This is a genomic window from Nocardia altamirensis NBRC 108246, assembly GCF_001612685.1.
Classification (GTDB): Bacteria; Actinomycetota; Actinomycetes; order Mycobacteriales; family Mycobacteriaceae; genus Nocardia; species Nocardia altamirensis.
The window spans coordinates 1-25,800 of the sequence record NZ_BDAY01000081.1; the positions used below are offsets into that span (position 1 = coordinate 1).

Annotated in this window: 20 protein-coding genes; 13 read left to right on the top strand and 7 right to left on the bottom strand. The window is 68.1% G+C overall.

Annotated elements, in window-relative coordinates; all coding sequences use genetic code 11:
- Positions 1–84 precede the first annotated feature (84 nt).
- Positions 85–2,262 (top strand): transglycosylase domain-containing protein, encoded by a 2,178-nt coding sequence (locus tag NA11_RS34285; protein ID WP_439957127.1) that lies wholly within the window; start codon positions 85–87, stop codon positions 2,260–2,262.
- A 189-nt stretch (positions 2,263–2,451) separates the two neighbouring features.
- Here NA11_RS34285 and NA11_RS34290 read toward each other — a convergent pair whose 3' ends face one another.
- Positions 2,452–5,925 carry an indolepyruvate ferredoxin oxidoreductase family protein gene (locus tag NA11_RS34290; RefSeq protein WP_069166224.1) on the bottom strand — a complete coding sequence of 1,158 codons (3,474 nt, stop codon included), beginning with the start codon at positions 5,923–5,925 and terminating at the stop codon, positions 2,452–2,454.
- A 173-nt stretch (positions 5,926–6,098) separates the two neighbouring features.
- Between NA11_RS34290 and NA11_RS34295 the strand changes: the two genes are divergently transcribed.
- Positions 6,099–6,290: a hypothetical protein gene (locus NA11_RS34295; RefSeq protein ID WP_069166225.1), complete on the top strand. Its 192-nt coding sequence runs from the start codon at positions 6,099–6,101 to the stop codon at positions 6,288–6,290.
- Between the two features lie 395 nt (positions 6,291–6,685).
- Positions 6,686–7,840 carry a lipase family protein gene (locus tag NA11_RS34300; protein WP_069166258.1) on the top strand — a complete coding sequence of 385 codons (1,155 nt, stop codon included), beginning with the start codon at positions 6,686–6,688 and terminating at the stop codon, positions 7,838–7,840.
- A gap of 69 nt (positions 7,841–7,909) precedes the next feature.
- Here NA11_RS34300 and NA11_RS34305 read toward each other — a convergent pair whose 3' ends face one another.
- Both NA11_RS34305 and NA11_RS34310 read right to left on the bottom strand, forming a co-directional pair.
- Positions 7,910–8,746, bottom strand: a complete 837-nt coding sequence (locus NA11_RS34305; RefSeq protein ID WP_069166226.1) for an SDR family oxidoreductase — start codon at positions 8,744–8,746, stop codon at positions 7,910–7,912.
- Positions 8,743–9,690 carry a patatin-like phospholipase family protein gene (locus NA11_RS34310; RefSeq protein ID WP_069166227.1) on the bottom strand — a complete coding sequence of 316 codons (948 nt, stop codon included), beginning with the start codon at positions 9,688–9,690 and terminating at the stop codon, positions 8,743–8,745. The genes NA11_RS34305 and NA11_RS34310 overlap by 4 nt, the downstream gene beginning before the upstream one ends.
- A gap of 68 nt (positions 9,691–9,758) precedes the next feature.
- On the opposite strand from NA11_RS34310, the gene NA11_RS34315 reads away from it, so the two are divergent.
- Entirely contained in the window at positions 9,759–10,385 is a 627-nt protein-coding gene (locus NA11_RS34315; RefSeq protein ID WP_069166228.1) for a TetR/AcrR family transcriptional regulator, read from the top strand.
- On the opposite strand, the gene NA11_RS34320 is transcribed toward NA11_RS34315, so the two are convergent.
- The gene (locus tag NA11_RS34320) at positions 10,375–10,920 is read right to left on the bottom strand and encodes a histidine phosphatase family protein (protein WP_069166229.1); all 546 of its coding nucleotides are present in this window, start codon (positions 10,918–10,920) and stop codon (positions 10,375–10,377) included. The genes NA11_RS34315 and NA11_RS34320 overlap by 11 nt on opposite strands.
- A 105-nt stretch (positions 10,921–11,025) precedes the next feature.
- Between NA11_RS34320 and NA11_RS34325 the strand changes: the two genes are divergently transcribed.
- The 8 genes from NA11_RS34325 (at position 11,026) to NA11_RS34360 (ending at position 21,524) form a co-directional block, all read left to right on the top strand.
- Positions 11,026–15,819, top strand: coding sequence for an ATP-dependent helicase (locus NA11_RS34325; protein ID WP_141718010.1), 4,794 nt, complete (start codon positions 11,026–11,028; stop codon positions 15,817–15,819).
- A 36-nt stretch (positions 15,820–15,855) separates the two neighbouring features.
- Complete coding sequence (locus NA11_RS34330; protein ID WP_069166230.1) at positions 15,856–16,638, top strand: DNA-formamidopyrimidine glycosylase family protein; 783 nt, start codon at positions 15,856–15,858, stop codon at positions 16,636–16,638.
- A gap of 208 nt (positions 16,639–16,846) precedes the next feature.
- On the top strand, positions 16,847–17,029 hold the full coding sequence (locus NA11_RS34335; RefSeq protein WP_069166231.1) for a hypothetical protein: 183 nt from the start codon (positions 16,847–16,849) through the stop codon (positions 17,027–17,029).
- Between the two features lie 55 nt (positions 17,030–17,084).
- Positions 17,085–18,446, top strand: coding sequence for a hydroxysqualene dehydroxylase HpnE (hpnE, locus tag NA11_RS34340; RefSeq protein ID WP_069166232.1), 1,362 nt, complete (start codon positions 17,085–17,087; stop codon positions 18,444–18,446).
- 98 nt (positions 18,447–18,544) lie between these two features.
- Entirely contained in the window at positions 18,545–19,135 is a 591-nt protein-coding gene (locus tag NA11_RS34345; protein WP_069166259.1) for a TetR/AcrR family transcriptional regulator, read from the top strand.
- Between the two features lie 126 nt (positions 19,136–19,261).
- The gene (locus tag NA11_RS34350; RefSeq protein WP_069166233.1) at positions 19,262–19,483 is read left to right on the top strand and encodes a hypothetical protein; all 222 of its coding nucleotides are present in this window, start codon (positions 19,262–19,264) and stop codon (positions 19,481–19,483) included.
- A gap of 77 nt (positions 19,484–19,560) precedes the next feature.
- Positions 19,561–20,235 (top strand): response regulator transcription factor, encoded by a 675-nt coding sequence (locus tag NA11_RS34355; RefSeq protein WP_069166234.1) that lies wholly within the window; start codon positions 19,561–19,563, stop codon positions 20,233–20,235.
- Positions 20,232–21,524: a sensor histidine kinase gene (locus tag NA11_RS34360; RefSeq protein WP_084655301.1), complete on the top strand. Its 1,293-nt coding sequence runs from the start codon at positions 20,232–20,234 to the stop codon at positions 21,522–21,524. The genes NA11_RS34355 and NA11_RS34360 overlap by 4 nt, the downstream gene beginning before the upstream one ends.
- An 11-nt stretch (positions 21,525–21,535) precedes the next feature.
- Here the strand turns inward: NA11_RS34360 and NA11_RS34365 are convergent, their stop codons facing one another.
- The 3 genes from NA11_RS34365 to NA11_RS34375 form a co-directional block, all read right to left on the bottom strand.
- Positions 21,536–21,925, bottom strand: coding sequence for a VOC family protein (locus tag NA11_RS34365; RefSeq protein ID WP_069166235.1), 390 nt, complete (start codon positions 21,923–21,925; stop codon positions 21,536–21,538).
- Positions 21,922–22,209 carry an ArsR/SmtB family transcription factor gene (locus NA11_RS34370; protein ID WP_174567772.1) on the bottom strand — a complete coding sequence of 96 codons (288 nt, stop codon included), beginning with the start codon at positions 22,207–22,209 and terminating at the stop codon, positions 21,922–21,924. Before NA11_RS34370 ends, NA11_RS34365 begins: the two co-directional genes overlap by 4 nt.
- A gap of 83 nt (positions 22,210–22,292) precedes the next feature.
- Positions 22,293–24,026, bottom strand: a complete 1,734-nt coding sequence (locus NA11_RS34375; protein ID WP_069166236.1) for a glycerol-3-phosphate dehydrogenase/oxidase — start codon at positions 24,024–24,026, stop codon at positions 22,293–22,295.
- A 259-nt stretch (positions 24,027–24,285) separates the two neighbouring features.
- Between NA11_RS34375 and glpK the strand changes: the two genes are divergently transcribed.
- A complete protein-coding gene (glpK, locus tag NA11_RS34380) occupies positions 24,286–25,785 on the top strand; it encodes a glycerol kinase GlpK (protein ID WP_069166237.1) in 1,500 nt (499 codons plus the stop codon).
- Positions 25,786–25,800 lie beyond the last annotated feature (15 nt).

The window sequence follows — 25,800 nt, forward strand, 5'->3', positions numbered from 1 at the left end:
GGTCAGCCGCCGCATCGCCCCGTCCCGCCTGCGCAGCAGCGCCCCGGACCGGGAGCGCCACCGACACAGCGGCCCCGGCAGCGGGTGGCCGGAGACTTCGGTGGGCCACCCGCACCACGAAATCAGCTTCCCAGTACGGCAACTCGGCCGACGCTCGACCGCGACCCTCCGGGCAGGGCCCAGCGGCGTCGCCGACCGACGGCCACAAAGAAATCACGATGGCGCATCGTCCGTCGCGTCTGCTACCTCCTGCTGGCGCTGGCCATCATGGTGCCGAGCGCGATCTTCGCGGTCGCCTACACCACGGCCTCGGTGCCCCAGCCGAGTGCGCTGAAGACCAACCTGGTGGCGACCATCCTGGAGTCCGACGGCAAGACCGTGCTGAACAAGGTGGCCCCGCCGCAGGGCGAGCGCACCGACGTCTCCATCGATCAGATCCCAGCGCATGTGCGTAACGCGGTGATCGCGATCGAGGACCGAACCTTCTACACCAACCCCGGGTTCTCGCTGTCCGGTTTCGCCCGTGCGCTCCGCGACAACCTGCTCGACCGCGACGACGCGGGTGGTGGCTCGACAATCACCCAGCAGTACGTCAAGAACGCGAATGCCGACAACGAGCACAGTCTCGACCGCAAGTGGCGCGAGCTGGTGGTCGCGGCGAAGATGGCCCGACAGTGGAGCAAGGACGACATCCTCACCGCCTACCTGAACATCATCTACTTCGGTCGCGGCGCCACCGGCATCAACGCGGCGGCCAGGGCCTACTACGACAAGAAGGTGCAGGATCTGACGCCGGCCGAGGGCGCGATGCTGGCCGCACTCCCCCGGGAACCGTCGAATCTGGATCCGGAAAAGAATCGGAAGGGCGCGGAGGGGCGCTGGAACGACGTACTCGACGCGATGGTCGACACCGGCGCCCTGCCCAAGGCCGACCGGGCGAAGATGCAGTTCCCCCAGGTGGTTTCGGCGGCACAGACCGGTGACGACAACGCCGATCAAGGCCCCAACGGCCTGATCAAGAGGCAGGTGCTCGCGGAGTTGGCCGACGCGGGCATCACCGAGAAGCAGCTCAATGCTCAGGGCCTGCAGATCACCACCACCATCGACCACAAGACACAGCAGGCCGCGATCGATGCGGTCCAGAAGAATATGCAGGGCGAGCGGCCGGAAACCCGCAGCGCGGTGGTGTCGGTCGACCCGAAAACCGGTGCGGTGAAGGCGTATTACGGTGGCGACAACGGTCGGGGCTGGGACTTCGCAGGCAACCCGTTGCAGACCGGCTCGACGTTCAAGGTGTTCGGTCTCGCGGTCAACCTGGAGCTCGGCATTCCGCTCTCGAAGGAGTACGACAGCTCCGACCTGACCGTGCCAGGCGTCAAGGGCAAGATCACCAACGCTGAGGGCCATGGCTGCGGCACCTGCACGATCGCCGAGGCGCTCAAGCTCTCGTTGAACACCAGCTTCTATCGAATGGAGATGGATATGGGATCCAGCGGCGCGAACAAGATCGCCGCGATGGCCTACAAGGCGGGTATCCCGGACACCATTCCCGGCCTCGGCAAGACGCTGGTGGAGCCGGACGGCTCGCCGCCCAACAACGGAATCGTCCTCGGCCAGTACTCGCTCCGTGTGCGCGATATGGCTTCGGCCTACGCGACATTCGCGGCCTCGGGTGTCTACCGCAAGCCGCACCTGGTGCAGAAGGTCGTCACGGCCGAGGGTCGGGTGCTGCTGGACAACGGCTCGGTGGCCGGCGAGCAGCGCATCTCGAAGGCGGTGGCGGACAACGTGGTCGCGGCGATGGAGCCGATCGCCGCGTCGTCGCGGAATCATGGATTGGCCGGTGACCGCAAGTCCGCCGCCAAGACCGGGACCACTCAGCTCGGTGACACCGGTCAGAACAAGGACGTCTGGATGGTCGGCTTCACCCCGTCGCTGTCGACCGCCGTCTGGGTGGGCACGCCCGACGGCACCCCGCTCAAGACGTCGGCCGGCAACGTCATGTGGGGATCCGGGCTGCCGTCCGACATCTGGAAGGACACGATGGACGCGGCACTACAGGGCACTCCGAAGGAGGAATTCCCCAAACCCGCCTCGATCGGCGGTCAGCCCGGCGGCGTGCCGACCTCCACCGTCGTGCCCTCCTCGACCCCGTCCGTCCTGCCGACCGCACCACAAGGCTGTGGACAACCCTTCCCCATGCTGCCTCCCTCGTTCTTGAATCCTTGTGCGGAGCAACCGCCGCAGGATTCGGGTCGGTAGCCCGGCCGGCGTCTCGCGCTGGTCCGCACACACGAAAGTGGCCCGGAACCGATGGATGGGTTCCGGGCCACTTCCCATGTGCCCGGGAGCGTGGCCTTTACGCTCGACCAGGCGCGCGGTTCCTCCGGGGACGGCAGCCGGCGGAGCCGGCGGGGTGGGTAAGCACTGTCCCGTGCCGCGCTGGTGGAACTACACCTGCGGCGGCTCGATGCCGAGCTCGCGCAGGCTGTTTCGGTACTGCTCCACGTTGGCCAGCTTGATGTCCTCGTAGCCGCGCACCGCGTCGGCGAGCGCGGCGGCCTGGACCGCCCGGTCGTAGCCCGCCTCGTCGAGCGTGTCCGCGAGGGTGGTCACCATCGCGGTGTAGTGGGCGAGCAGCGCGCGCTCGACCCTGCGGACGTGGGCATAGCCGAAGAGATCGAACTTGGTGCCGCGCAGCCGCTTCCCCTTCGCCAGCACCTTCAGGCTGAAGTGGCCACGCGGACCGATGCCGATCTTCTTCTTGCGACCCATCGCGCGCAGGATCGGCGGGTGCAGCTTGTAGGTGAGGTTGGCACCTTCGGGCAGCTGGCCGGCGACATCGTCGAGGAAGGCAGGATCGGTCAGCCTGCGGGCCACCTCGTACTCGTCCTTGTACGCGGTGAACTTGTAGAGGCCACGGGCCACCTCCTCGCTGAACTCGGTGCGATCGGTGACCTTGCGCTGTCCGTCCCAAACACGTTGCACGGCTTGCACATAGTCGCGAGCAATGCGCACACCCTGGAAACCGATCAGCTCGGCGGCACGCAGTTCGACCAGCCGCTTGGTCTCCCCCGTCGCGGTCAAGCCGTCGAAAAGGTCAGCGGGAACGACGATCTCGGCGCGCTTGGGCTGCTGACGGATAGCCACCGCGGCGAACTCGTCCGGCCGTTCGATCGCGATCCGGCCCCAGCGGAACGCCTCGATGTTGGCTTTCACTGCGACACCATTGATCTCGATGGCTTCCTCGATCGCCGCAGCGGGCAGACGAAGACCACCGAGCTGGTAGGCCGCGCCGACCAGCAGGAAGTTGGCGGCCGCGGTGTTGCCGAACAGCACCTCGGCGGCGGTGAGCGCGTCGAACGAGCGCACCTCCCGCGACGCCTGTGCGAGCCTGCCGAGCAGCGCGGGCGTCTCCGGGTACTGAACGGCCTTGTCGTACACCATGTCCCCGGTCGGGGTCTTGCTGGTGGACGCGACCGTCATGGTCGATTCCTTCGAGCCGTACGCCAGGTTCTTGTTGTCGGTGGCGGTGAGCAGATCGAACGCCACGATGCAGTCGGCGGAACCCGGCGTCAGCCGGTTCGCCGGCTCCAGCGCACCGGAGACGAACCGCAGGTGCGAGACGACCGGTCCGGCCTTCTGGCTCAGGCCGATCTGGTCCAGGCTCGCCACGTCGTAGCCTGCCCGCAGCGCGGCGGTGGCAAGCACCTGGTTCACGGTCACGATGCCGGTGCCGCCGATGCCTGCGAGGAAGACGTTCTGTGTCGTGGTCGGCGCGGCCTGCCTGACGTCGGGCAGCACCGGCGGCTCCGGACGCTGCATCGCCTTGCGCTTCTTGGCCTTCCCCGGCTCGGGCAGCTCCACCGTGACGAAGGACGGGCAGTCGCCGTCGAGGCAGCTGTAGTCGGTGTTGCACGAGGTCTGATCGATCCGGGTCTTGCGGCCGAATTCGGTGTCCACCGGCTGCACCGACAGGCAGTTGCTCTTGACGCCGCAGTCGCCGCAACCCTCGCAGACCGCCTCGTTGATGACGACCCTGGTGCGCCGGACCGGCAACGTGCCGCGCTTGCGCTGGCGGCGCGCGTCGGCGGCGCAGTGCTGGTCGTAGATCAGCACGGTCACGCCGGGGATCTCGCGCAGCACGCGTTGCGCCTCGTCGAGCCGGTCCCGATGCCACAGCCTGGTGCCCGCAGCGAGATCACGCTTGCGGTACTTCTTCGGCTCGTCGGCGCAGATGATGATCTGCGCGACGCCCTCGGTGCTGAGCTTGTGCGTCAGCATCGGCACGGCGAGCGCACCCTCCGCGTCCTGTGCGCCCGTCATCGCGACGACGTCGTTGTACAGCAGCTTGTAGGTGATGTTCACCCCGGCGGCGATGCAGGCCTGCACGGCAAGCTGACCGGAGTGGAAGAACGTGCCGTCGCCGATGTTCTGGAACAGGTGCGGCACGTCGGTGAACGGCGCCTGGCCGATCCACTGAGCGCCCTCACCTCCCATCTGGGTCAAGCCGGTGACCTTGCTGTCTTCCCGGCCCGACATGGTCACCATCGTGTGGCAGCCGATGCCGCCGCCTGCGATCGAGCCCTCCGGCACCGCGGTGGAGCGGTTGTGCGGGCAGCCGCTGCAGAAGTAGGCGGCGCGCTTGGCGGGCAGCACCGCAAGCGACAGCGGCTGCGGCAGTGGCCGTTTCATGTCGAGGAAGCCGTCGAGCGCGCGGGCCAGCGGCTTGGCGATCCGTCCTGTAGTGAGTTCGCCGTCCTGGCTGAACAGCGGGCGGCCCGCGGCATCGCGCTTGCCGATGATCTCAGGGGCATCGGCGGTGCCGTAGAGGATCTCGCGGATCTGGGTCTCGATGAAGGCGGTCTTGTCCTCGACCACCACGAGCCGGGTCAGCCCCTTCGCGAACTGCTGAACGCGTTCGGGCGCAATGGGAAACGGCATACCGATGCGCAGCAGCCGGACGCCGGCGCGCATGAGGGCGTCGTCATCGACACCGAGGTCGATGAGCGCCTGCCGGACGGCGTCGAAAGTCGTTCCGGTGGCGGCGATGCCGATCGTGGCGCGGGCCGGGTTCACCTCGATGACGTCGAGTTCGTTGAGGGTGCTGTAGGCCTTGACCGTTTCCCAGCGTCCGCCGTACAGGTCGGCCTCGGCGATCACGCTGTCGGTCGGTGCCGCCATCGGTCGCTGGAGGTAGCGGAACGGCCTGCCCTCCCAGGAGATTTCGGGGACAACGATGTCGATGTCGCCGACCGTGCCGTCGACCGACCAGGCGCCGTCGGCCACGTCGGCCACGATCTTGAGCGCGACCAGGCAGCCCGAGGCACGCGACAGCGCGACACCGTGCAAGCCCATGGTGATGATCTCGCGGGCGTTGCGCGGGAACAGGACCGGGATGTTCATCGCGGCCAGCGAGCGCTCGCTCACCGCTGGCACCGTCGAGGACTTCGAGGCCGGGTCGTCGCCGACCAGCAGCAGCACCCCGCCATTGGCATTCGCACCGTACATGTTCGCGTGCCGCAACGCATCCGTCGCGCGGTCGAGGCCCGGTCCCTTGCCGTACCAGACACCGACAACGCCGTCGTGGGTCGCGGCGCCTGCGGGCAGGTCGGCCTGACTACCCCACACCGAGGTCGCGGCAAGTTCTTCGTTCAACCCGGGCACGAACGAAATGTCGTGCTCGGCAAGCACGCCGGGCATCCCGCCGAGCATCTTGTCGACGCCGCCGAGCGGACTGCCCTGATACCCCGAGACGAACGTGCCGACGCGCCGCCCGGCGCGCAGGTCACGCACGTGCTGTTCCACCAGCTGGCGTGCGATCGCTTGGACCCCGGTCAGAACAACGGTGCCCGCGCCGACCCGGTAGCGGTCGGCGAGGTCGTACGGAGCCGGGATCAGGTCGTGATCGGCGAGCTCGGTCATGCAGTCCACCCGTCCGGACGGCGCCGATCGGGCGGCGTCCTAGTTGAGCACTTGATGCCGCATACCCTGCCCTTAAAGCGCGAATTGAACAATAGTGGCGAAGAAATTTGAGCAGACTGCTCAATTTAGCAGCTTGTGAATGGGCACACACTATGCACGGTGCGAGGTGCGCTGTGACCTCCACCACCGAGCGCCGGATCCCACCCGACGCCGAAGACCCGACCGACCGGTACCCGAAGGGCAGCCAGGGACACTCGAGCGGAGGCCGCACCGACTGCCCGCGCACCGGCTGGCCCTGCAACGCGGCACCCAGGGACACGACCGAAGCGATCGAGCACCCTTTCCATGATGACGTGCTGCGGTAATAGCCAATAGCTTTCGCAAACGGTCGGCTATCGGCATCGACGGCGCCGGTAGTGATCTCGTGCAACTGCACAGGAAATGCGCTGTGAATTATCAAATAATGCCCACCCGGTGATATACGGTGACGGACACGGCGCTACGTTTGCGTACGGATGGTTTCGCCGAGGTGCGGCGGTCCACAGGTTGACCCGAAAGGTGGTGTGCCGGTCCGCTCCTCGGGTGCGGCCGTGGGTTCCAGCTATCCGCCTGCGCGGCAAACGACGACGTTTACCGCGCATCTTCCATGCAGTGGTGGTCCACCCGAGTCGCCGAGAAGTCTGTCGGGGTCGGTGAGTCGATGGTGGCCGAAAGTCGAAGGAAAGCCGTGCGAAGAGTTCCGTTCAGGATTGCGATCCTGATGTTGAGCATCGTCTCGATCGGGCTGGTTGGCCTGCCCGTGAATGCTCAACCGCTGTATCCGACCCCGGATCCGGATGTTTTCTACACTCCGCCCGCCGAACTGGCCGCACTGAAACCCGGCGATGTGGTGCGCGCCCGCAAGATCGACACCGGCATGTATGTCGGCACCGAGGGCTGGCAGGTCGCGTTCCGGTCCACCAACTCGATGAGCAAGCCGGTGATGGGGGTGACCACGGTTCTGCTGCCCATCGGCGTCAAGAACCCGCCGCTCGTCTCCTACCAGGCCCTCATCAATTCGCTTGGTACCCAGTGCAACCCGTCCCGGTCGCTGTTCAACGGCGAGCTGCAGGACGCGGCAGGCGCGATGCTCCCGATCGGGCGCGGCTGGGCGGTGTCGCTGCCCGACTACCTCGGCCCGACCTCGGCCTACGGCGCAGCCAGGCTCAGCGGCATGATGACACTGGACAGTGTCAGGGCGGTACAGAAGGTGGCCGAACTCGGCCTCGCCAATTCGCCTGTCGCCCTGGCGGGTTACTCCGGCGGCGGCATGGCCACCTCGTGGGCGGCAGCGCTGCAGCCCACGTACGCGCCCGATCTGAAGCTCACCGCCGCGGTGGCAGGCGGCATCCCCGCCGATCTCGAGGAGATGGCGCTTTCGCTCGGCTTCGCACCGCACCCCGGTTTCGGGTTGGCGTTCGCCGCCGCGATGGGACTGGAGCGCGAGTACCCGGAGAAGCTGCCGATTTCGGATCAGCTGAACGAAAACGGGCTGTGGTTCCGCGAATTCACCCATGACGCCTGCCGCAGGTTCCTGCTGTTCCACGGGGCCTTCCGCAACGCGGAGCAAATGGCCGCATCGAAGAGCCTGATGGACAGCCCCGTTGCCCGCGAAGTCCTGCGCCAGAACAGCTTGCGGCACTTCGACGGCATCCCGTCCGTTCCGGTCTTCATGTGGCAGGGACGCTTCGACGAACTCACCTTCTTCCCGCCGGTCGCCGAGGTCGCCGACCGCTACTGTCGCGCGGGTGCCCGACTCGAGTTCCGCCCCTACGAGATTGCCGAGCACATGACAACGGCTGTGGCAGGCTTCGCCGACGCGTGGAACTACGTCGAGGCCCGCTTCCGGGGCGAGCCGGCTCCCACCACCTGCTGATCCCGACATCACCGGCACGAAACGGCCCCGGAGAACTTCTCCGGGGCCGTTTTTCGTCCGCGACCGGGCTCAGCTGATCGAGCGGACCTGTTCCTCGTATGCGGCCCTGACCTTCTCGTCGGCGGGATGCAGGGCGCGGTCGCCGTCGACGAGGCGGCGCACCAGGCGCACCGCGCGCTCCGGCGCGGCCGCCAAGGCAATGTCGATCGGGCCGAGATAGTTCGGCACCGCGACCTCCCCCTTGCGGGTGGCGACCGTGCGCAGGATGGCGGCGGCGACGTCTTCCGGATCGACGGTCGGCATGCCGTGGCCGAGGGCCATGCCGGACGACAGCCGGGTACGCACGGCCGACGGCATGACACAGCTGACGCTGACGCCCTGCGGTGCGAACTCCAAACGGGTTGCGGCGGAAAGGCCTACGGCGGCGAACTTGCTCGCGTTGTAGACGGCGAGACCAGGAAGCGGGATCTTGCCGGCCAGCGAGGCCACATTGACGATGTGGCCGCGGCCGCGCTCGACCATGCCCGGCGCGACGGCGCGCATGCCGTGGATGAGACCCCAGACGTTGATGTCCATCGTGGCCTGGCCGACCACGTCCGGCTCGTCGAGGAAAGGACCGGCAGGCATGACGCCCGCATTGTTGACGAGGACGTCGACGTGGCCGAGATCGGCGATCACCTTGTCCCACTGGCCACGCGAGCGCACATCGAGCTCGTAGGCCTTTGCTCCGATCGCGCCTGCCGCCTCCTGCGCGGCCTCGACGTCGACATCGGCGATCACCACCTCGGATCCCTTGGCCGCGAACAACTCCGCGGTGGCGCGGCCGATGCCGCGGCCTGCTCCGGTGATCAGAACGCGGGCGCCGCTGAGCGCGACGTCGGGGTAACCATGACCGAGAATTCTCATGCGAAGGTTCCTTGTTCGAGCGCACGGCGAGTGCTGCGCAGACTGTGCTGATAGGTGTCGAGACGGCGACGGCCGTCCATGAAGTTGGGGCCCATCACCGCGAGGTCGTCGGCGGTGGCGGCCACGTGCAGCACCGTGGTTCCGGTCGCGCGTAGCTGGGCGATCTCGGCATCGAGCTTGGCGCTCATGCGGTTTCGCATCTGGCGTTCGAGGAGGTGCCCTGGGCCGGTCGCGGGGATCTTCCCGGTCGATGCCATCGGGGTGAGGACGACGAGCTCGTCCAATTTCGCGGAGGTCAGCAGATCCACCGACGCGGTCGAGCCTGCACCACCGTCGATGAAGCGGCGTCCGGCGATCGGGACCGGCGGAAACCAGCCGGGCACCGCCCATGACGCGCGCAGCGCAGCGCCGAGCGGCGCGGTCGGCGCATCGGGCGAGCCGAACGGAACCCGTTCTCCCGTCGCATAATCCATGCTCACCAGCCAGGTCGCCGGGTGCGGCACCCAGGATCGGCCCGGGTTCAGTCGCTCGGCGAGCTGCTGCAACCAGCTCGCGTCGCCGCCGCCGACCGGCAACAGCCCGCTGCCCGCGGTGAGCAGACCCTGGCCGGAATCGGTGCGCCGCAACGGCAGCCGGACCGAACCGAGGCGAGGGCGCGGCACCGGCGGGAATCGACCAGGCCCGGACCGCATGTGCGCCAACAGGATCGGGTCGGTGGAGGTGCCGTCCTGCATGGCGGCCAGCTCGTCCACCGAGATTCCGCTGCCGAGCATGGTCACCAGCTCCGCGCCCGCCGAGGTCCCGATGAGCACATCGGCCTCGCGCGGATCCCAGCCGAGTGCGTCACGGACCGCGACCAGCGCCGCGACGATCCACGCCGCGCCGAGCGTGCCGCCGCAACCGATGGCCAGGCCGCGCCGCTGCGACCCGTTGTTGTTACTCATGGTTCCAAACACTAGCAGAATTCAAATACCCTTGGTATCCGAAATCCGACGGTACGTAGAATCGCGGCATGGCACGTCTGACCCGCTCCGAAAGCCAGGCCCGCACCCGCGCTGACCTGATCGCCACGGCACGCGACCTCTTCCTGGCCGATGGCTACGCGAGCACCAGCCTCGAGCGGGTCGCCGAGGAGGCCGGGTACTCGAAGGGCGCCGTCTACTCGAACTTCCGCACCAAGAAGGAACTCGGCCTCGAAGTGCTCGAGCTCATCCACGCGACCAAGTTCCAAGAGGTGACCGACCTGCTCGCGGCCGACGACAGCTTCGACGCACAGCTCGAGCGGTTCCAGGAGTGGGCCGAACGCACCGTCGGCGACGTCGGCTGGACGATGCTGGAATTCGAGTTCGCCACCGTGTCCAGGGACGATCCGGTCCTGCAGGCCGCGCTCGTTTCCAGCCTCGCGGTGGTGCGCGGCGCGGTCGCGGCCCAGGTGCAGACGCTGGCCGACACGATCGGCGTCGACCTGCCGGTACCCGCAGAGGACGCTGCGACGGGCATCCTCAGCATGGGCATCGGCCTCGGCATGCAGCGCGCCATCGACCCGTCGATCCCGGCCCGGTTGATCACCGACGCCGTGCGGCTGCTCATCACCCTCGGCACCGGACCGCTCGCCGCGAAAAGCGGTGTCACGCCGTGAAGTGCAAGGTCCACTCGCCGCGGTAATGCAGCCGGGTCACGCTGCCCGGCGGAATGTCGATCCGCCAGAACGATTTCGGCGGCGCGTCCAGCGTCACCAGCAGTGCCGCGCGGATGACGGCGGGATGGGTGACCGCGATGGTCGACTTGCCGTCCGAGGCGATCTCGGCCATCCAGTACCTGGTCCGCTCGATCACGTCCACCACCGACTCCCCGCCGTGGCCGCGGAACATCGGATCGGTGAGCCAGGCGTACAGCTCGTCCTGCGGCACCGACATCAACGCGCCGCCGCGCCACGCACCCGCGTCGAGATCCCGTAATCGCGTGTCCTCTTCGCCGGGCAGCCCTAACAGCGCCGCGGTCTCGACGGTGCGGCGTTCCGGTCCGGTCAGGACGCGATGGGCAGCAAGCGGCGCACTACCAGAGATGGCACGGCGGCCTGCTTCGGTCAACGATTCGTCGACTGGAAAACGTGCCTTCCGCATCGCCTCGGTCATGCCATGGCTGACCAGGTCGAGTCTGAGCACCTTTTGCACGCTCGAAGCGTACGACTATGCGCATGTGGCTGTTCCGCTGCTCACGAAATCAGTGGGTTTTGAAGCGGTCCCAGGTTGTCGGTGGGTGGGTGCAGACTGAAGAGCATGGCTCAGTTCTCGCCCGCTACACAGGAGTGGTTCGACGGTGCGTTTCCTGCGCCGACGAGCGCGCAGTTGGGGGCGTGGGCGGCGATTGCGGCGGGTGAGCACACGTTGGTGATCGCGCCGACCGGGTCGGGCAAGACGTTGTCGGCGTTTTTGTGGGCCATCGATCAGTTGGCTACTCGAGAGAAGTCGACAGAGCAGGTCGGGACCTCAGTCCTGTATGTGTCACCGCTCAAGGCGCTCGCGGTGGATGTGGAGCGCAATCTGCGGGCGCCGTTGGTCGGGGTGACACAGACGGCGAAGCGGCTCGGATTGGATCCGCCCGCGATCACCGTCGGGGTGCGGTCCGGGGATACCACGGCGGGCGAGCGTCGGACGATGCAGCGGACGCCGCCGGACATCTTGATCACCACGCCGGAGTCGCTGTTCCTGATGCTCACCTCGGCGGCCAGGGAGACGCTGCGGGATGTGCGCACGGTGATCGTTGACGAGGTGCACGCGATCGCGGGTTCCAAACGTGGGTCACATCTGGCGCTGTCGCTGGCCCGGCTCGATCAGTTGACTACAGCGTCGCGAAGCGACTCCGTGGAGGGTGAGCCCGGGCGTCCTGCGCAACGCATCGGGTTGTCGGCGACCGTGCGGCCGCCGGACGAGGTCGGGCGGTTCCTGGTGGGCAACGCGCCGATCACCATCGTGTCGCCGCCCGCGCCGAAGACCTTCGACCTCTCCGTGCGAGTGCCGGTGGCGGACATGACCGAACCCGGCGAATCCGATCAGCCCGGCTCGATCTGGCCGCACGTGGACGAAGCCATCGTGGATCTGGTGCTCGAGCATCGGTCATCGATCGTGTTCGCGAATTCGCGCAGGCTCGCCGAGCGGCTCACGGCCCGGCTCAACGAGAACTATGCCGAGCGGCTCGGGGAGCCCGTCGACACCGAACACAAGCCGCCCGCACAGCTCGGCGCCTCGACCGAGGTGATCCACGGTGCGGGCCCACTGCTGGCTCGTGCGCACCACGGATCGGTGAGCAAGGAGCAGCGCGCGCTCATCGAAGACGACCTGAAGAGCGGCAGGCTGCGCTGCGTGGTCGCCACCAGCAGCCTCGAGCTCGGCATCGACATGGGCGCGGTCGATCTGGTGGTGCAGGTGGAGGCGCCGCCCTCGGTGGCGAGCGGACTGCAGCGGATCGGCAGGGCCGGACATCAGGTCGGCGAGATCTCGCGCGGCGTGCTGTTCCCGAAACATCGCACCGATGTCATCCACTGCGCGGTGGCCGCGCAGCGGATGACCGCCGGACAGATCGAGGCCATCCAGATCCCGGCGCATCCGCTCGACATCCTGGCCCAGCAGACCGTCGCCGCGTGCGCGCTCGAACCGATCGACGTCGACGCCTGGTTCGACATGGTCCGCGGGACAGGAAGTTACGCGACGCTGCCGCGGTCGGCGTACGAGTCGGTGCTCGATCTGCTGTCCGGGCGGTACCCGTCCGACGAGTTCGCCGAGCTGCGGCCGCGGCTGGTGTGGGATCGAGACGCGGGCACGCTCACCGGGCGGCCCGGCGCGCAGCGGCTCGCCGTGACCTCGGGCGGCGCGATACCGGATCGTGGTCTCTTCGCGGTGTACATGGTCGGCGAAAAGGCTTCGCGGGTCGGCGAACTCGATGAAGAGATGGTCTACGAATCGCGGGTCGGCGACGTGTTCGCGTTGGGCGCGACCAGCTGGCGGATCGAGGAGATCACCTTCGACCGGGTGCTGGTGACGCCCGCGTTCGGCCAGCCGGGACGGCTGCCGTTCTGGCACGGCGACGGCCTCGGGCGGCCCGCCGAACTCGGCGGTGCGCTCGGCGAATTCATGCGGAAGGCAGGCCAGCACCAGGAGAACCTCGAAAAGCTCACCGCGGCAGCGGGACTCGACGCCTTCGCGACCGGCAACCTCGGCACCCTGCTCGACGAGCAGCGGACCGCCACCGGTCATCTGCCCACCGACAAGACGCTGGTGGTCGAGCGTTTCCGGGATGAGCTCGGCGACTGGCGGCTGGTGCTGCACTCCCCCTTCGGGCTGCCGGTGCATGCACCGTGGGCCCTGGCCATCGGCGCCAGGCTGCGCGAGCGGTTCGGCGTCGACGTCGCGCCGAACGCCTCCGACGACGGCATCGTGGTGCGGCTGCCGGACACCACCGACGATCCGCCCGGTGCCGAGCTGTTCGTCTTCGAACCCGACGAGATCGACGACATCGTCACCGAACAGGTCGGCGGCTCAGCGCTTTTCGCGTCCCGCTTCCGGGAGTGCGCGGCCAGGGCGCTGCTGCTGCCCCGGCGCGATCCCGGCAAACGCGCCCCGCTGTGGCAGCAGCGGCAGCGCTCGGCCCAGCTGCTCGACGTGGCACGCAAGTTCCCCGACTTCCCGATCCTGCTGGAGACGGTGCGCGAATGTTTGCGCGATGTCTACGATCTGCCGTCGCTGCGTGATCTGCTCGGGCGGGTCGCCCGGCGCCAACTGCGGTTGGTCGAGGTGGAGACCGCGACACCGTCGCCGTTCGCGAACGCTCTGCTGTTCGACTACATCGGACAGTTCATGTACGACGGGGACAGCCCGCTCGCCGAACGCCGCGCCGCCGCACTGTCGCTCGACTCGGGGCTGCTCGCCGAGCTGCTCGGCCGGGTGGAACTGCGCGAACTGCTCGACGCCGCGGTCATCGACCAGACCGAGCGGGAACTGCAGCGGCTCACCCCGGAACGCCATGCGCGCGATGCCGAAGGGTTGGCCGATCTGTTGCGCCTGCTCGGTCCACTGACCGCGGCTGAGGCCGAGGCACGCTGCGTCGCCGATCCCACGGACTGGTTCGCCGAGTTGGTGACCTCGCGCCGCGCGCTGGAGGTGTCCTTCGCGGGCCGCACCTGGATGGTGGCCGTCGAGGACGCGTCCCGGCTGCGTGACGCGCTCGGCGTGCCGCTGCCGATCGGGACGCCTGCGGCCTTCATCGAGCCCGTCGCCGATCCACTCGGCGATCTCGTCGGCCGCTACGCCCGCACGCATGGACCGTTCAGCACCGAGGCGGTCGCCGCCCGCTTCGGCCTCGGCACCGCCGTCGTCGCTACCGCCCTGCACCGACTGATCACCGAAAAACGGATCGTAGAAGGCGAATTCACGCCGGGTGCGGCAGGCTCCGAATGGTGCGACGCACAAGTGCTTCGCCGCCTACGCCGCCGCTCGCTTGCGGCGGCAAGGCACGAGGTCGAACCGGTGTCGACCGCCACCTTCGGCCGTTTCCTACCGTCCTGGCAGCACATCGGCACCGGCGAGCTCCGCGGTGTCGACGGCGTCGCGACCGTCGTGGAACAGCTGGCGGGCGTGCCGATCCCGGCCTCCGCCTGGGAGTCACTGATCCTGCCCGCCCGGGTCCGCGATTACTCCCCCGCCATGCTCGACGAGCTGATGGCCACGGGCGAGGTCATCTGGTCCGGCCACGGCGCCATCACCGCAAAGGACGGCTGGGTCGCCTTGCACCTCGCCGATCAAGCCGCCTTCACCTTGGCCCCGCCAGACGACATCGAGCTCTCCGAGGTGCAACTCCGCCTGCTCACTGCGCTCGGCGCCACCCTCGCCCCGTGGACGCCCGCACCAGATCCGGTGGGGTCGATGGATCCGATATCGCTCGACCCACCAGGCCCTGGCGATGCCGCTGCCTCGTCACCGACACCTCCCGGCTCGCCAGGACGCGATTCGGCGGCCAAGAACGGCGCCGACCGCAGCGGCAAGGAACACTCGAAAGTAGTGGGGCCGAAGCACACTCGCCGATCGTCGACAGACGCCGCGGCCGTGCCCGGTTCGGCAGCTCCACGACTTGCGCCCGTGTTGCACGGCGGCGGGGCGTACTTCTTCCGCCAGCTGTCCGACGCCACCGGGTTGCTCGACGACAGCGGGGTTGCGGACGCGCTGTGGGAGTTGGTGTGGGCAGGCATGGTTTCCGGCGACACGTTCGCGCCGGTTAGGGCACTGCTGTCGGGGACGACTCGGACCACGACGGCGCATCGCACGCCACGCCGTGCACCGCGTGGGCGGGCCTATCTGCCGCGGCCGAGCATGCCGACGCGGTCCGGGCCGCCGATGGTGGCCGGGCGCTGGTCGCTGCTGCCGGAGCGGGTGTCGGACAACACTGTTCGCGCACACGCGACGGCGGACATGCTGCTCGAGCGGTACGGGGTGCTAACGCGTGGATCGGTGCAGAACGAGGGGGTGTCCGGTGGGTTCGCGCTGATGTACCGGGTGCTGACCGAGTTCGAGGACCGCGGGCGTTGTCGCCGTGGCTATTTCATCGATTCCTTGGGCGGCGCCCAGTTCTCCACCACCGACGTGGTCGATCGGCTGCGTTCCTTCGACAGCGAACGCGTGCGACCCGGCGAGACAGCGCAGCAGACCGGTCACGCACTCGCGCTGGCCGCATGTGATCCGGCGAACCCGTACGGTGCGGCACTGGTCTGGCCGAAGGGCGACGGCGACGGCGGGCACCGGCCGGGTCGCAAGGCCGGAGCCCTTGTCGTGCTCGTGGACGGCGAGCTCGTGCTCTATCTCGAACGCGGCGGCAAAACCCTGCTCACCTTCACCGAGGACCCGAACGCCCGCCAGTCCGCCGCCAAGGCGCTCGCCGACCTGGTGCACACCCGCAGAGTCGACTCCCTCGTCATCGACAAGGTCGACGGAGAAACCGTGCACGGCAACACCTTCGCGGGTTTCCTCACCGAGGCGGGTTTCTCCGCCACCCCCCGCGGCCTTCGCCTCCGGGGCCGCCCGTGAGCCGCCGACCTGCCCGCGGTGTGCTTGGGGTGCCGCATGCCCGAGGGTGACACGGTATTCCTGACCGCTGCTCGACTCCGTGCGGCGCTGGAAGGGAAGACCTTGACCGGCAGCGACTTTCGGGTGCCCCGGTATGCCACCGTCGACCTGCGCGACGAGGTGGTCACCAGCGTCGGCAGCTACGGGAAGCATCTGTTCATCCGGACACCGACGGTCAGCATCCACACCCATCTGAAGATGGAGGGTTCGTGGCGAACCTTCCACTGCGGGCAGCGGTGGACCAAGCCGAGGGTGACCGCGCGGCTCGTGCTGCGCACCGACGAGGTCGAGGCCGTCGGGTTTTCGCTCGGCAAGGTGGAGGTGCTGCGGATCGACGAGGAGCACCAGGTCATCGCACACCTCGGACCGGACCTGCTCGGTCAGAACTGGTCGGTCGAGGAGGCCGTGCGCCGACTGCAGCGATATCCGGACCAGCCGATCGGACTCGCGCTGCTCGATCAACGCAACCTCGCCGGGATCGGCAACATCTACCGCAGCGAGATCTGTTTCCTGCGCCGCGTCCATCCCACCACTCCGGTCGGCGCGGTCCCCGATCTGCTCGCGTTGGTCAACGAGGCACACCGGGTGCTGACCAAGGCCGCGCACGAACCACCGTGGCGCCCACTGGCCTACGGCCGCACTCGGCGACCGTGCCAGCGGTGTGGCACGCCCATCGTCGTGCACCTCCTCGGCGACTCCGCACCCGATTCGGACCGGATTGCCCACCGTGAGCGCGGCATCTACTTCTGCCCGCGCTGCCAACCTGCCCCCGGCAACTGAGTCGAGGCCGATTCCCGCCGACAAAGTTCGCGTCGAGACCAAACCCTTTGGTCAACCGCACCGAATCAGTTGTGCAACCTGTCGGACCGCCCGGCGTGCCAGCACGCTATCACCGGCCGTTCCTGTAATTTGCCACTCAGTTGCTAACGATCGGCGCATTCGGCACGACTACTTCCCTGGCGTTCACCACACGGCACAGGAGCGGATCATGACGACGGCAGCGAGAACGGGCAGACGACTGCTCTTCGCGATCGGCAGCCGCCTGCTCTTCGCCACCCTGGCGACCCTCGCCACCGTGCTGTTCAGCTACGTACTGCTGCATCAGAATTCGAATGCCGATCCGCCGCGGGCCCCGTATCCGCCACTCACCACGGTCGTCCCCGGCCCTTGACGCCGACCACACTTCGGACCTAACTTGCAACTTGTAAGTTAGTGAGGAGTGTGGCATGAACGACCAACGGCAGTATGTGGTCATCGGCGGCGGACTGGCCGGGCTGGCCGCCGCGGTCTGGCTCGCCGAGGCAGGCAAGCAGGTCACCCTGTTGGAACGACGCGGCAGGCTCGGCGGTCGCACCCATGCGATGAAGGTCGACGTGGTCGACGACCTCCCCGACAACGGCCAGCATGTGATCGGCAGCGGCTACGACCATCTGTTCCGATACCTGACCAGCATCGGCACCCGCCAGTACGTCGCTTTCCCGCACCATGCCACCCTGCGTTGGCCCGACGGCCGCAGCGTCACCATGCAGACGAAGGGACTCGGCGCACTGCGCACCCTGACAGGCGCGCACCCCGACGCCTCGCTGGTCGAACGAGCCAGGACCCTCGTCGCCACGCTGAAGCTCGGCCGGCAATGCCTGAACCAACCCGCCGACCTGGCCGACCTCAGCACCGAGCAATGGTTCGACCGTGTCGGCATGCCGGCGAAAGCCCGTGAGGCGCTGTGGGATTGGCTTGCCCTCGGGGTCGCCGCCGAACCGGTGCAACGCGAATCGGCGAAGGTGCTCGCCGACGTCATGGCCACCGGCATCCGCCTCGGCATCAAACATCGGCGGCCGGCCACCATCGGCTACCCCACCACCGACCTGGACACGCTCTACATCACCGGTGCGCTGAAATTCTTTGCACAGCACGGGGTTCAGGTCCGATACCGGGCAGTGGCCCGCCGGATCACCATCGTCGACGGCAGCGTCACCGGGGTGACGCTCGCCGACGGCACCACCCTGCCCGCGGACGCGGTGGTGTGTGCGGTGCCGAACTCCAACATCAACGGCCTGCTCGACGACCTGCCCGAGCACGCCGAAATCTACGCGGCCGCAGACAAACTGGGCTACACGCCGATCGTCAGCACCAACCTGTATCTGGATCGCCCGCTCGGCACCACCGCCGAATTCGAGGCGCTGATCGGCGGCACCGGCGTGATCGACGAGGTCTTCGACCGCCAGCGGATGACCGGCCGCGCCACCGATCGGGCCTGGTTGTACTGCCTGACCACCAGCGGAGCCTACGAGCAGATCCACAAGAGCAACGAGGAGATCGTCGCCGAACAGGTCGAGCTGCTGCGCCGGTACTATCCGGCCGCGAAGGAAGCGAAAGTCCTTCTCGGACACGTGGTTCGGATGCCCAAGGCGACGTTCTCCCAGGTAGTCGGCACGCACGCGCTGCGGCCTGCGCAGAGGACCTCGGTGCCGACGCTGGTGCTCGCGGGCGACTGGACCGCCACCGACTGGTCGGCGACGATGGAAAGCGCGGTCCAGAGCTCGGCCAACGCGGTCGATTTGCTGCTTGCGCTACCGTCGGTGCCGTGACCACGGAGCGCACCGCGTCCGAGCACATCGCTCGGTCGCCGTCCACCGGGGCTTCGATCGCCGAGGCCCCGACCGATCAGCCGTCCCCGAAGCGCAGGATGTCGGCTGCAGACCGGCGCGCTCAACTCCTCGATGTCGCCCGCGACATCGTGGCCGCCGATGGTTTCGGCGCGGTCAGCATCGACCGGGTGGCGCGCGAGTCCCAGGTCGCCCGCGCCCTGGTGTACCAGCAGTTCACCGACCTCGGCGGCCTGATGACCGCGCTGCTCGATCGTGAATCGGCGATCGCGCTGGCTGGGGTCGGCAGCGTCGACTGGTCCGACGCCGTCGACGTGGACCGGGTCGGCCGCGGCATCCTCGCCTATCTGCATGCGGCGCCGACCAGTTGGCGGATCATCCTCAGCCCGCCGGACGGCGGCCCGCCCGACCTGCGCACCAGGCTCGAACTCGGCCGCGCCTACGCCCGCGCGATCGGCGCGCGCCACCTCTCCCGCTACACCGGCGTCCGCGTCGACCCGGACGGTCCCACCGAGCGGATCATGTTGGCAGCCCTGGAGGAGCTGGCCCGGCTGCACCTGACCGATCCGGTTCAGTACCCGGACGAGCTGGTGCTGCGCTATCTGCGCTCGCTCGTCGGCTGGGCGGTCCGCCTCGAAGCACCGGACACCCTCGGGACACCTCCCTCCTGAGCAACCAACCTCGACCGGCTTCGTGGCCCTGACCTGCGGCGACGGCCACCTCATGAAAATCTCACGGACAGCTTGGTTTCCTACTTCCAGGCGCGGAACAGCGCGCCAGGGAGAAAGGAAAACAGCATGAAGATCAGCACCCTGCTCGCGGCCGTCGCGCTCTCGGCAGGCCTCGTCGCCGGAGGGTCGGCGGTGGCCAACGCGGAGACGATCTACGTCGGCACGTACGGCACCGAGGCGGCCTGCCGCGCCGACGGGTCGAACGCGCCTGCACACCCGGACTGGAAATGGTGGGAGTGCCAGCAGACCCCGACCGGTGAGTGGGATCTCTACTACTCCACCAACTGATCTCGGCGACCCGGTGGTTCGGCGGGGGCCGGGCCACCGGGCGGCCCACTGTCTCAAATGACCTATTCTCAGATCTCGTGCGGGTGTTGGTAGTGGAAGACGATGAGGGTCTCGGCATCGAAGTCGCGGCCGGATTGCGAGCGGCCGGTTTCGCGGTCGACCTCGCCTACGACCTCGCCGACGCCGACCTGAAGATCGCCGTCAACACCTACGACGTCCTCGTCTTGGACCGCGGCCTGCCCGACGGAGACGGGCTGCACCTGGTCGCCGCGCAGCGCGCCGCCGGAGCCCGGGTGCCGGTGCTGATGCTCACCGCCCGCGACGGCGTTGCCGATCGCGTCGCCGGTTTCGAGCACGGCGCCGACGACTATCTCGTCAAACCGTTCGCGCTGCCCGAACTCGCCGCCAGGGTGCGCGCGCTCAGCAGGCGCCGCGAACATCCGGCACCCGCGCGCCTGGTACTCGGCGATATCGACATCGACCTGCCGCGCCGACGGGTCGTGCGCGCAGGCATCCTGCGCTCGCTGACCCCCAAGGAATTCGCGGTGCTCGAACTGCTCGCCACGCGCGCGGGCAGCGTCGTCTCCCGCAGCGAACTCATCGAGTGCTGCTGGGACGAGATGGCCGAGCCCGCCTCGAACGTGGTCGACGCGGTCGTCGCGCAGCTACGTCGCAAGCTCGGACCACCGCCGGTGATCGAAACCGTCCGTGGCACCGGATTCATGATCGGAAGTGAAGCATTCGCACGTTGAGCCAGGCCGAGCCGCGCGGCGACGTCACGAGCCTGACCAATCCCCGCCCCGCCGTCGCCAGGCTGCGCCGCACCCGCTGGCTGCTGACCGCGCTGATCACCGTGATCACCGCGACCTGCCTGGTCATCCTCGGCGTCCTCGCGGCGACCATCGACGCACGGTCCAGGCACAACGCGGTCGACAACAGCCTCGACCGGGTGGTGACGGGGCTGTGGCGCGCCCTCGACTTCGACCCGGACGAGCAGGCCATCAACCTGGACCAGATCAAGCAGGACGATCTGGCCAACGGCGAGATGGCGGTCATGATCGTCACGACCGACGACAACGGACGCTGGCGCGAGATCTACGGACATCTGCGCTCCTGGCTGCCGTCGAGCAACGGCGTTGCCGCGATGGCCGATGACGCCGTGCGGGCCGCCGGCACCGTCTTCCAGGACAGCCGCGACAGCGCGGGACGGCCGGTGCGGCTCGCGGCGACGCCGGCCTACTGGGAGGACACGAAGACCCAGGCCGTCGTCATCGCAGGCACGAATCCCGGTCTGCACGACCGGGATCGGACGTTGTTGCTGTGGGGCTTGGTGGTCGGCGGACTCACCCTGGTCGCCTTGTCCGCCATTGCGGCACACGGTATTTCGGGCCGGAGCATGCGTCAGGCGCTGGCGTTGATCGAGGAACAAGAACGCTTCCTCGGCGACGCCGCACACGAATTGCGCACGCCGCTCACCACTTTGGGGCTGGTCACCGCGCCACGCAGGCGCAACCCGCACGAGGTGGAGCGCGCGCTCACCGATGCCAGCGCACTCGGGGCCAAGATGGAGCGGATCGTCGCAGGCCTGCTCGCGCGGGCCAGGATGCAGGCAGGCGTGACGACGATGGAGCGGGTGCAGTTGCTGCTCGATCAGCTCACCGAAGCGGTGGTCGAGGAATTCAAGTCCGAGATCCTCGTGCAGACCCATCCCACGGTGGTCGTCGGCGACCCGAACCTGTTGAGCCTCGCGGTGCGCAACCTGATCGAGAACGCCATCACGCACGGCGCCGTCAATCCCGGCGCGCCGGTCGAGGTGTACGTCGGCGACGGGCGGGTCAGCGTGCGCGATCACGGCGCCGGACTGAATCCGCAGCTGTCGAGCAACCCGTTCCAGCGCGGCGTCACCGGCGGCCGCGGCAGTGGCATCGGCTTGGCGCTGGTCGCCTGGATCGCCGAACTGCACGGCGGCGCGGCGACCATGGAACCGGCGCCGGGCGGCGGCACCATCGCCACCATCGCCCTGCCGCCGCCAACGCTGTAGCTTGCGTCGAATCAGGCTGTCACCTGATGGAATTGGATGAGGTTGCCGCAGGTGTCGTCGAACACCGCGGTGGTCGTCGTGCCCATGTTCGTCGGCTCCTGGGTGAACTCGACGCCACGCTTGCTCAGCCGCTCGAATTCGGCATGCACGTCATCGACGCCGAAGGTCGTGACCGGGATGCCGTCGGCACGCAGCGCATCCCGATAGGGAGCGACGGCGGGGTGCCCGGCGGGCTCGAGCAGCAGCTCCGTGCCGTCCGGATCCTCCGGCGAGACCACGGTCAACCAGGAGGCGGCGCCGAGCGGAATATCGTTCTTCTTCACGAACCCGAGCACATCGGTGTAGAACTGCAGCGCCTTCTGCTGGTCATCGACAAAGACGCTGGTGACGACGATCTTCATGGATTTGCCTTTCCGTTGTCGGCGAGCCATCGATCAACCAGGCCCACCAGTGGTTTCCGGTCGATGTAGTGGAACTTGGACCGGCCGGCCCGCTCCGTCCTGACCAGCCCCGCCTGCTCCAGCACATCGAGATGTTGCGAGACCGCCTGACGCGAGGAACCGAGCCCGTGCAGCATGGTCAGCCGCCCGCAGATCTCGAAGAGCGTCTGACCGTCCCGCTCGGCCAGCCCGTCCAGAATCGCCCGGCGGGTCGGGTCGGCGAGCGCCTTGAACACGTCACTCACAGCTCCGACAATAGGCAAGTATTTACTTGCATGTCAATCCCCGCACCCGCGGTCCGCGTGCTCGGCCGGCGGGCGGCGGGTGTTCAGCCGTCCAGCGGAACCGGCTCCAGAATTTCGGGGCGCGGCTCGGGGGCGGCGACGCGCAGTGCGTCGGCGGAGGTGTCGTCGGGCTGGGTCTGCGAGCGGATCTCGGCTTCCACGCGAGCCTGATATGTGGTTATCTCGCGGGCGATTTCGGCGTCGTCCCAGCCGAGGACGGGGGCGACGAGACGGGCAACCTGATCGGCGCAGGCACTGCCGCGGTGCGAATATTCGATCGAGATCCTGGTACGACGGGCGAGGATGTCGTCGAGATGCAGCGCGCCCTCGGCTGCGGCCGCATAGACGGCCTCGACCTGCAGGTACGAGGGCGCCTCGGTAATCGGTTGCAGGAGTTCGGGTTTGCCGTCGGCCATCGCCATCACCTCGTCGATGAGGGAGCCGTAACGGTCGAGCAGGTGCTTGATCCGGTAGGGGTGCACGCCGTACGCCTCGGCGAGTTGGACGGTCTGGTTGACGAGGGCGAAGTAGCCGTCAGCGCCGAGCAGCGGGACCTTTTCGGTGATCGATGGCGATACCCGAGCCGGAATGTCTTGTGCCGCTTCGTCCACCGCGTCATAGGCCATCACACGGTAGGTGGTGTACTTGCCACCCGCGATGCCGACGAGACCGGGCGCGACGCGGGCGACCGCGTGTTCCCTGGACAGCTTGGAGGTTTCGTCGCTCTCGCCGGCCAGCAGCGGACGCAGGCCCGCGTACACGCCGTCGATGTCGTCGTGGGTCAGCGGGGTGACCAGCACCTCGTTCACCCGGTCGAGCAGGTAGTCGATGTCGGCCTTGGTCGCCGCGGGATGGGCGAGGTCGAGGTTCCAGTCGGTGTCGGTGGTGCCGATGATCCAGTGCGTGCCCCACGGGATGATGAACAGCACCGAGGTGGGGGTGCGCAGGATGATCGCGGCATCGCTGACGATGCGGTCGCGCGGCACCACGATGTGCACGCCCTTGGAGGCGCGCACATGAAAACGACCGCGCTGGTGCGACAACGCCTGCACCTCGTCGGTCCAGACGCCGGTCGCGTTGATCACCACGTGCCCGCGCACCTCGGCGGTGCGGCCGTCCTCGCTGTCGCGCACCTTCACGCCGACCACCCGGTCCGACTCGCGCAGGAAGCCGACGACCTGGGTGGAGGTGCGGATCACCGCGCCGTAGTGCGCGGCGGTGCGGGCGACGGTCATGGTGTGGCGGGCGTCGTCGACGACGGTGTCGTAGTAGCTGACGCCGCCGATCAGCGAGCTGCGCTTGAGGCCGGGCGCCAGCCGCAGCGCGCCCATTCGGGACAGATGCCGTTGCCCTGGTACGGATTTCGCGCCGCCCATGGTGTCGTAGAGCACCAGGCCCGCCGCCACGTACGGGCGTTCCCACGCCCGATGGGTGAGCGGGTAGAGGAAGCGCAGCGGCTTCACCAGGTGCGGCGCCAGCGTGGACAGCGCGAGCTCGCGCTCACGCAGCGCCTCGCGCACCAGACCGAACTCCAGCTGCTCCAGGTATCGCAGGCCGCCGTGGAACATCTTCGACGAGCGGCTCGATGTGCCGGAGGCCAGGTCACGGGCCTCGACCAGGGCAACCTGCAGCCCGCGCGTCGCGGCATCGAGCGCAATGCCCGCACCGACCACCCCGCCGCCGATGACGACCACATCGAAGTGGTCCTTACCGAACCGCTCCCAGGCCGTCCTACGCTGCTCCGGACCGAGGAACTGGGATTCCGGTTTCTTGGTCATGCTCGACTCCTCCAGCCGCGCCGGTTGTCGACGACGTAGTGGTCTTTCTCGGGCATTCGTTCGAGCTGCTCCCGTACAGGCTATGCGAACCGGTACGGATCTCTTCGACCGTCACCCCGTCCGTGTCGTCGATCACTACCCATCGGTAACTGACACCGACCCTAATCGAGCGACGCGGCGACGGCAGGGCAAGGCAGCGGCGAGACCCGCGCACGCCACAATCGACCACACGCGGGCCCGGTTTTAGTAACCTGCACGAATGCGTCGCTATGTGGCCGCCATCGACCAGGGCACGACTTCGAGTCGCTGCATCGTCTTCGATCGGCAGGGGCGCGTTGTCGGCGTCGCCCAACGGGAACACGAGCAGATCTTCCCGCGCCGGGGCTGGGTCGAGCACGATGCCGAAACCATCTGGACGAATACCGAATTCGTGCTCGGCGAGGTGCTGAAGCAGACGAAGCTCGGCAAGGACGACATCGCCGCGGTCGGCGTCACCAACCAGCGCGAGACCACGGTGGTCTGGGATCGCGCCAGCGGCAAGCCGATTCACCACGCCATCGTCTGGCAGGACACCCGCACCGACCGGCTCACCACCGAACTCGGCGGCGACATCGGGCCGACCCGCTATCAAGAACGCACCGGCCTGCCGCTGTCGACCTACTTCGCGGGCCCCAAGCTGCGCTGGATCCTCGACAACGTCGACGGTGCGCGTAAGCGCGCCGAGGCGGGCGAGCTGTGCTTCGGCACCATCGACAGCTGGGTGCTGTGGAACCTCACCGGCAAGCACATCACCGACGTGACCAACGCCTCGCGCACCATGCTGATGGATCTGCGTACCCGGCAATGGGATTCGCAGATCTGCGCGGAGTTCGGGGTGCCGGAGTCGATGCTGCCCGAGATCCGCAGCTCCTCGGAGGTCTACGCGGAGATCACCGCTGGCCCGCTGGCAGGCGTCCCGGTGGCAGGCATCCTCGGCGATCAGCAGGCCGCCACCTTCGGCCAGGCCTGCCTGTCCCCCGGCGAGGCCAAGAACACCTACGGCACCGGCAATTTCATGCTGCTGAACACCGGGACGACGCCGGTGGTCAGCAAGCACGGGTTGCTGACCACCGTCTGCTACCAGCTCGGCGACCAGGAGGCCGTGTACGCGCTGGAGGGCTCCATCGCGGTGACCGGCTCACTGGTGCAATGGTTTCGGGACAACCTCGGCATCATCTCGTCCGCGGACGAGATCGAGCCGCTGGCCCGCAGCGTCGAGGACAACGGCGGCGCCTACATCGTGCCCGCCTTCTCCGGCCTCTTCGCGCCCCGCTGGCGACCGGACGCGCGCGGGGTGATCGCCGGGCTCACCCGGTTCGTCAACAAGGCACACCTGGCGCGAGCGGTGTTGGAGTCCACCGCCTTTCAGACCCGCGAGGTGGTCGACGCGATGCGCGCCGACGCGGAATCCGAATACCTCGACCTCGAGCTGACCACGCTGAAGGTGGACGGCGGCATGGTCAGCAACGACCTGCTCATGCAGTTCCAGTCCGACATCCTCGACGTGCCCGTGGTGCGGCCGGTGGTCAACGAGACCACCGCGCTCGGCGCCGCCTACGCGGCAGGTCTCGCGGTCGACTACTGGTCGGGGACCGACGACATCAGGGAGAACTGGGCGGCCGACAAGACCTGGCAGCCAACGATGTCCGAGGACGACCGCGCCGAACACCTGAAGGCATGGAACAAGGCCGTCGAACGCACCTACGACTGGGCCGACTGACCGGCGCGCAGCGGC